This window comes from Psychrobacillus sp. (genome assembly GCF_056205495.1).
In genome coordinates, this window is record NZ_JBAEAP010000472.1 from 1 (window position 1) to 2,647 (window position 2,647).

The window sequence follows — 2,647 nt, forward strand, 5'->3', positions numbered from 1 at the left end:
AAAAATCCTATCTAGTATATTATAACGAAAACCATCACGTTATGGTTTCAAAAAACAAATTTTTTTCATCTTTCTCAACTTTCTACCTGAAGTTCTTCAAGTTTCCTTACAAATAACATAGACACCCACCTGTAATTGCACAGGTGGGTGATATAAGTTAAATATTTATCCAAAGTCCATGACTAGACTTTTACTAGTTTGTATTTCCAGACGATGTTGGTCGAGGTGCTTCTTCTTCAGCAAATGTAGATGTTCCAAAGCTAAATAAGACCGTTAACGTGACTAAGCTTAGAATGAGTAATTTTTTCATTTTATAAATCCTCCCATTTCGTAATAGATTTTTTTCTAAACAATATTTCATTCGCCTTTTGGTAATAAAGGTTCGCTGCTTTAAATCTGCTATTCTTATAGTAGTAGTCCGCTAAAAGAATAGAGTACTTTTGAACATGCCGATCGTCATGGACTTTTTCAAAATAATTAATACCTTTTTTAACAATAGCTTCAAATTCCTCCGAATTCTTATGAAGAGCCTGGTATATGTGAAGATGGTGTATGTAAGATTTAATATTGCTTTTTTGCTGAATGCTAGCCTCGTCCATTTTGCTGAAACCCGCTTCACACCAGCTGAGGACCCTTTGATGGTCGTTTTGCTTAGAATATTCTTTGACAATGGAAAGTGTGGTTATCATATAACCTTCCACCTGCTGAGGACCTTCCTTATACGACAGGCTAAGTGTATAGTACTCAATTGCCTTTTCATGATTTTCTTGGATAGCCTGGAGAGAACCTAAATTTTGATAGAGCATTCCTTTATATTGAGTTAGCTTATAATCCATAGCCAGCTTTTTTGCTAAGTTATAGTTTTTTTCTGCTTCTTGATAGTTCTTCATATTTTTATAGGCCATGCCTGTAACTATATAGCTATCAATTGCTCGTTCAAAGAGTAGATTATCCATATAATACTTAAGTGATTTACTAGAATGGTTAATGGCATTAAAGTACTCATTACATTTAAAGTAGCTCAAGCTTATAACATTATGAAAATCGGCGAGTTCCCATTCTTCAAAGGAGCTATAGTTTACCAGCTTCAGAGCATCCTCGAGCTTATCTAGTGCAGTATAATATTCAGCAATTAAATAGTTATATATTCCAAGGTTTAAATTTAGAAGAAACCTTTGTTTGTCGTCAAAATCTGCTTCCATTTTTATTAGGACTTGATAAATTGGATAGATTTGAAGGACTTCCTCGTTAATAATCAACATCAATCGAAACATGTATAAATTGTAACTGTAAAAATTTTTTAAATTGGTAAAATTAATCTTCCGCGATGTATATTGCTGCAAGCGTTCCCTGACCATTTCTTGATCTCTACTTAAAATAGCACTTTTATATAGTGCATATAAGTCTTCAATAACTTTGTTTTCTTCTTCCAGTGGTATTTCTTCTAGCATCAAGTTCAATCGTTTTAACAATGGCTGTGCTACATCTTCGCTAGGTACCGTTGAGTTACTTTCTATCTTGCTTAAATAGGAAGTTGAACAAATTCCCTTTGCCAAAACCGTTTGTTTAATATTCCGATTTAACCTTTCCTGCTTAATTATGAGACCAATACTACCACCCATCGGAAGTCACCTCCTTGCAATGTAGTATAGGTTATAATTCTCTTTCCATCGCTGAATTCCTTTTTTTATTTTTTCGACTTTTTTCTACAACTCTTTAAAAAAAGAAGAAAAACATAGCGAAAATCAATATTTTGTACAATAATTCACCTAAAAAAAGAAATTCTTATTATAGTGCATTAAATAATAATACTTTTTTCTTTTTATTTCACAACAAATATTAGTATATTTATTATCCAAATATTAGTAATATTTAGGATATACAATTATATATTTTACTTTTATTTCAAAAACATTTCAAGGGAGTTGTAAAAAATAATAAAAAAATCCCTTTATATGAGAACAACAAGTCACTCGTTGCTAAAGTCCCTTTTTCCTTAGCGCCAGCCAAGTATTACATTCTATTTTCAAGGGGGGAATGTTAAAAATGGTTACTGGTAATAAAAAGATTATAGAAGAGTTTCTCAGCTACCCTGACAATCAAAAGATGCTTGAAGAATATCAATACACCAATAGCCAAGAGATTAAAAACAAATTAGATAGAGAGTTTAAACGATTTTACCAAAATATCCGTATCTTAACCTATGTGATTAAGGTATTACATTTTGAAAGTAAACGATTTGATCAAAAGGAGCGTCTTCACAGAAGGAGGAATATTTTATCACTCGACGGTGATGAAAAAATATCAGTCATTTATCATGAAAGATTTTTTACAGACTTTATTGGATTCTCAGATGACATATCAGACCACATCTCGTCTGATAAATTATTTTTTAGTATAAGAAAGCTTTCAGAACGACAGAAGAAAATATTATCACTCGTCTTTGTAAAACAAATGACCGATCGGGAAATTGCACATTATTTTGGCATTTCGCAACAAGCGGTTTCAAAATCAAGACGAAATATAATCGAAAACATTCGAAAGGAGCTTACGTATGATTGAAGCTAGCAATATTGTTCAGTTGCTTGGCAACTTCGGCTTTCCAATTGTAGTCTCCATTTATTTACTTCACCGTTTTGAAAATAAG

3 protein-coding genes are annotated in these 2,647 nt (G+C 32.0%); 2 read left to right on the forward strand and 1 reads right to left on the reverse strand.

Translation table 11 applies throughout. The features are described from left to right. Positions 1–311 precede the first annotated feature (311 nt). Complete coding sequence (locus AC06OU_RS13665) at positions 312–1,622, reverse strand: helix-turn-helix domain-containing protein (protein ID WP_475856475.1); 1,311 nt, start codon at positions 1,620–1,622, stop codon at positions 312–314. A gap of 424 nt (positions 1,623–2,046) precedes the next feature. Between AC06OU_RS13665 and AC06OU_RS13670 the strand changes: the two genes are divergently transcribed. Continuing rightward, entirely contained in the window at positions 2,047–2,562 is a 516-nt protein-coding gene (locus AC06OU_RS13670) for a sigma factor-like helix-turn-helix DNA-binding protein (protein WP_169361336.1), read from the forward strand. Then, positions 2,555–2,647, forward strand: a 93-nt coding sequence (locus AC06OU_RS13675; RefSeq protein ID WP_475856478.1) for a YvrJ family protein, incomplete at its 3' end; no start/stop codon positions are given. The genes AC06OU_RS13670 and AC06OU_RS13675, both read left to right, overlap by 8 nt.

What these genes read in the sequence shown, in the direction of transcription:
- AC06OU_RS13670 (WP_169361336.1), top strand. Translation starts at nt 2,047, where the DNA reads ATGGTTACTGGTAATAAAAAGATTATAGAAGAGTTTCTCAGCTACCCT.
- AC06OU_RS13665 (WP_475856475.1), bottom strand. Translation starts at nt 1,622, where the DNA reads ATGGGTGGTAGTATTGGTCTCATAATTAAGCAGGAAAGGTTAAATCGG.